Consider the following 4,054-nt stretch of genomic DNA (forward strand, 5'->3'; position numbering starts at 1 on the left):
GTGCAGAATCTACTAATGGTGGTGATATTGTTACTGTTAAAGAATATGGTGCATTTCAGTTGAAGTTCGATTTTAAACTTACTGAAGGTGCAAATAGTGGTGTTAAATATTTTGTAACGCTGTCTGAGAAAAACACGGGCTCAGCAATTGGCATGGAGTATCAAATCCTTGATGATGAAAGACATCCGGATGCTAAGCTAGGTAAAAACGGCAACCGTACGCTCGGTTCATTATATGACCTTATTACAAGTAAAAAAATCCCTAATGCGCAAAGAAAAATTGGAGAGTGGAACAGAGGTTTGATCAGAGTATTCCCTGATAACAGAATTGAATACTGGTTAAATGGCTTTAAGGTTGTAGAATTTACCAGAGGAACTCCGGAATTTCTTGCTTTAGTTGCTGGTAGTAAGTATAAAGACTGGAAAAACTTTGGCATGGCTCCTAAAGGGCATATTTTGCTTCAGGACCACGGCGATAACGTTTCGTATAGAAGTATAAAAATTAAACAACTTTAATCATAGATCATGTTAGATTCAAGAAGAAAATTTATTAAGCAATCTGCCATCGCAGCTGCTGGAACCTATTTAGGTACTATGGGTTTAAGTGCAAAAAGTTATGGAAATATTATTGGTGCAAATGACCGAGTAAGAGTTGGTGTGGTTGGCTTTTCTGACCGCTTCAAAAGTTCCCTGTTGCCTAGTTTCCTAAATCACCACAAAGAATTGAATTTTGATATGGTTGCTGTATCTGATTTGTGGAATTACCGTCGCGGTTTAGGTGTTGATCATTTAAAGGAAAAATTTGGGCACAATATAACTGCATGCCGCAATAACGATGAGTTGTATAGTTTAAAAGATATTGACGCAGTTATTATCAGTTCACCAGATTTTGCTCATGCGTCTCATGCAATTGAAGCCGTAAACGCCAAGTGTGATGTGTATTGCGAAAAGCCTTTTGCTGAAACTATGGAAGATGCAAGAGCAACGTTAAAAGCTGTAAAAGCATCGAAACAGATATTGCAGATTGGCTCGCAACGCAGAAGTGGCGCGAACTACAAAGCAGCTTCTCAGTTTATAAAAGATGGTAAGTTTGGTGATATTACAATGGTAGAGCTAAGCTGGAATGTAAACCAGCCCGGACGCTGGCGCAGACCTGACCTTGTAGCTAAACTAAAACAGGAAGATACAGATTGGAAACGTTTCTTATTAAACCGTCCGTTTGAGGAATGGGATCCACGTAAATATTTAGAGTATCGTTTGTTCTGGCCTTTCTCGTCTGGAATGCCTGGTCAATGGATGTCGCACCAGATTGATACGGTGCACTGGTTTACTGATTTGAAACACCCAAGAAGCGTTGTGGCTAATGGTGGTATTTATCAGTGGAAAGATGGTCGCAGAAACTGGGACACTACTACTGCTGTATTTGATTATGGTAAGCCAAATGATCCTGATAATGGATTCCAGGTGGTATTTACTTCAAGAATGCACAACGGCGATGAAAACCCTGCTGAGATCTATTATTCGAATGGAGGAGAAATGAACCTGAATACCAATACTGTATCTCCTAGAGGTGGACTTACTGCAAAAGCAGCTGCTGAAATGAATATGAAAGCTAATTTGCTGCCTGAACTTAAGCTTACTGAGATTGCCGAAAAGGTAGCAGCTTCTGCTAATACTGGTGGTGATAAACTGACTTCAGCTCACATGCGCAATTGGATGGAATGTGTACGCAGCAGAAAAGAAACAAATGCTCCTGTTGAAGCTGGTTACTATCACTCTATTGCAAACATTATGACAAATGCATCAGCAAGAACTGGCCAAAAGGCTACGTTTGATGAAGCAACACAGGAAGTAATGGTTGGTGGTAAAGTGTTTAAATACTAGCACACGCCTCGTCATCTCGACGACAGGAGAGATCTCTCCTATCGTCGAGATGACGGAAATGACAAAAGCAATAAAAAAGGCGCCTTGATAATTCAAGGCGCCTTTTTTATGTAAGTGTTCTTAACTACTACCAGAAAGCAGTATACAATGCAACTAACATTGCTACAATAATTAATGCGCCAACTGCAAAAGATGTAGACACCTTAAACATTTTCGCATCAACTTCTAATCCATTTGTAACAACACCTTTTTTGTTTTCATAGATACTGATGAAATACATTCCGATTACACAGACTGCAAATACAATCAGCATTCTATCCATAAACGGCATTTCAAATACGCCAGCTGAGTTAGCTACAGACCATCCGTAATCATGTAAAGGAGCTAAATCTACCCATCCTGGTAAGAATTTTAAGATTACTGAGGTAATAAAACCACCCACAGTAGCAAATAATGCTGCATTTGAAGTTGTTTTTTTCCAGAAGAAACCTAAGATAAACATGGCAAAAATACCCGGTGATACAAAACCTGTGTATTCCTGAATGTACTGGAATCCTTGTTTTCCTTCGCCCATTAATGCATCTCCTACTATTAGCGACAATACTACAGCAAGTAACATAGAAACGATTACAGTAATTTTACCAACGTTTACCAATCTTCCTTCACCTGCACCAGGATTAAAGGCTTTCTTGTAAATATCTAATGTAAAAATGGTAGCAATACTATTTGCTTTACCAGCTAAAGAAGCAACAATAGCAGCGGTTAATGCAGCAAATGAAAGTCCTTTTAAACCAACAGGCAACAAACCTAACAACGCAGGATATGCCTTATTCGGATCCTGAACACCCGATGAAGTCAATAAACTATCAGGACTAATTGCCGGGATCTTTTCTTTAATAATATAATAAACAGCGATACCAGGTATAACTACAATTACAGGCATCAGCATTTTTAAGAATGCCGCGAATAAAAGACCTGCCCTTGCAACCGGTAAAGAAGCGCCCAGTGCCCTTTGAGTGATGTATTGGTTACATCCCCAATAACTTAAGTTAGCAATCCACATACCTCCTATTAAAACACTTAAACCAGGAAGATCCATATAGTTAGGATTGTCCTTCTTAAAAATCAGGTGGAAATGCTCTGATGCACCGTCAGTTAAAATGGCGAAACCTTTTACAATACCCTGCTGACCAGAAATGATGTTCAATGCAATATAAGAAGCAACTAAACCACCAAGCACTAAGAAAAACACTTGGATAACATCTGTATAACCAATAACTTTCATACCACCTAAAGTGATGATAATAGCAAATACGGCTAACCCAAGGATACAGAAAGTAATTGGAAGATCGGATATACCGCTAATGGCCAGAGCCCCCAGATAAAGGATAGACATTAAGTTTACCACAATGTAAAGCATTAACCAGAATACTGCCATGATCATTGCTACCTTTTCATTGTAGCGCTGACTTAAAAACTGTGGCATGGTAAATATCTTGTTCTTAAGATAAACCGGCATAAAGAATACAGCTACAATAATTAGCGTTGCTGCTGCCATCCACTCATAAGCAGAAATTGCAAGGCCGAGCTTAAATCCTGATCCGCTCATACCTATCATCTGTTCAGCAGATATATTTGAGGCTATAAGAGAAGCACCAATTGCCCACCAAGTTAAAGAGCCTTCTGCAAGAAAATAATCTTTTGAATCGGCGGTTTTGGTTTTCTTCTTATAGTAGATCCAAAATCCATAAGCTGATACGATTATAAAGTATATAAAGAATACAATATAATCGCGGTAGTCTAGTTTATTCATTGTTTATATTGGTTTTTTGAAATGAGGGACTAAAATATAAAATTAATCGGCATTCCCCACAGATATTCAAGGGAAATGCCGATTAAATTAATTGGACAATAGAACTCCAGACATTTATTTGTTCAAAGAGTTGATCCAGTTTGCTATCTTAATACCGTCCTCTTTAGTAACCTGAGGCATTGGTGGCATTTCTGTTGCATAACCCGGCCAGTTTTGAGGCTGAGGATTGTGGATCAATGAAAGAATCTTTTCTGCAGTGTACTTACGTTTTGCAACGTCAGCAAATGCAGGTCCGATTTGTTTTTTTGTAGGATTATGGCAAGCAGTACAAGTATAGCTTGTTAATAAACCTTTAACC

General features: G+C 38.6%; 4 protein-coding genes. 2 read left to right on the forward strand and 2 right to left on the reverse strand.

The genetic code is table 11. From position 1 onward, the window contains the following. Both AC1DDX_RS24665 and AC1DDX_RS24670 read left to right on the forward strand, forming a co-directional pair. On the forward strand, nt 1–515 hold a 515-nt coding region (locus AC1DDX_RS24665; protein ID WP_477622765.1), incomplete at its 5' end, for a 3-keto-disaccharide hydrolase. Between the two features lie 9 nt (nt 516–524). After that, a complete protein-coding gene (locus AC1DDX_RS24670) occupies nt 525–1,883 on the forward strand; it encodes a Gfo/Idh/MocA family protein (RefSeq protein WP_172663003.1) in 1,359 nt (452 codons plus the stop codon). Between the two features lie 127 nt (nt 1,884–2,010). On the opposite strand, the gene AC1DDX_RS24675 is transcribed toward AC1DDX_RS24670, so the two are convergent. Both AC1DDX_RS24675 and AC1DDX_RS24680 read right to left on the reverse strand, forming a co-directional pair. Continuing rightward, nucleotides 2,011–3,696 (reverse strand): sodium/sugar symporter, encoded by a 1,686-nt coding sequence (locus tag AC1DDX_RS24675; RefSeq protein WP_172663004.1) that lies wholly within the window; start codon nt 3,694–3,696, stop codon nt 2,011–2,013. A 114-nt stretch (nt 3,697–3,810) separates the two neighbouring features. Continuing rightward, nucleotides 3,811–4,054 (reverse strand): c-type cytochrome (locus tag AC1DDX_RS24680; protein WP_477622766.1); only part of this gene is annotated, 244 nt, incomplete at its 5' end.

The sequence above is a fragment of the Pedobacter sp. 10L46_2 genome, assembly GCF_056395165.1.

Excerpts from the sequence above, each read along its gene's own strand:
- AC1DDX_RS24670 (WP_172663003.1), top strand. The coding sequence starts at position 525 with ATGTTAGATTCAAGAAGAAAATTTATTAAGCAATCTGCCATCGCAGCT.
- AC1DDX_RS24675 (WP_172663004.1), bottom strand. The coding sequence starts at position 3,696 with ATGAATAAACTAGACTACCGCGATTATATTGTATTCTTTATATACTTT.